This is a genomic window from Bhargavaea massiliensis (assembly GCF_050480245.1).
Taxonomy (GTDB): Bacteria; Bacillota; Bacilli; order Bacillales; family Anoxybacillaceae; genus Anoxybacillus.
In genome coordinates this window covers 1-621 of sequence record NZ_JBCNEQ010000068.1, presented here as the reverse complement: position 1 = coordinate 621, position 621 = coordinate 1, and the positions used below count along the sequence as shown (strand labels likewise).

Sequence of the window (621 nt, the reverse complement as noted above, 5' to 3'; positions counted from 1 at the left end):
GATAAATTTTTTTGATTTCTAAGAGCGTATCACTTAACAAATCGATTGCATCATCACTTAAAACAACTGTTTCCTTGTTCTTTATGCTTTCCCAGAATGACATAGTATCACCAACCATATCTTCTTATTACTTCTTTATAAATACTTCTATATACATCCAATTTAAAATTTTAACCTCTGGTTCACGCAGTACACCCGATGCGGCGCAACACCTCATCCGGGTGTTGTAAGACGTACTGTTCAAAGCGAGTAATGGATTGGGCATTGTCGTTTGGGTCCTTGTGAAAAACATTGGCAATCACCTCATCTTTCAACCACTTCCATAACCGTTCAATCGGGTTCAACTGTGGAAAATACGGTGGCAAAAAGATGACATGAAACGCATCGCCTTCCTCGCCATCAAGAAAGGCTTGCACCATCTTGGCATGATGAATGCGTGCGTTGTCCAACACAAGCACGAGGAATCGGTCCGTATATTTCTCTTTCAATCGGTGCAAAAAGCCGAGGAAGGTTTCGGCATTGGCGGATGGTGCACGATGAAACACCACATCGCCTTGTTGAACGTCAACTGCACCAAAAATGGACACATGGTCATGGTGTCCGTAGCTTGGCACTTGTTTC

General features: G+C 42.8%; 1 protein-coding gene. It reads right to left on the bottom strand.

Annotated elements, in window-relative coordinates; genetic code table 11:
* Positions 1–182: 182 nt before the first annotated feature.
* The coding region (locus tag ABEV15_RS12610; RefSeq protein WP_498853413.1) for an IS630 family transposase at positions 183–621 on the bottom strand (439 nt) is incomplete at its 5' end.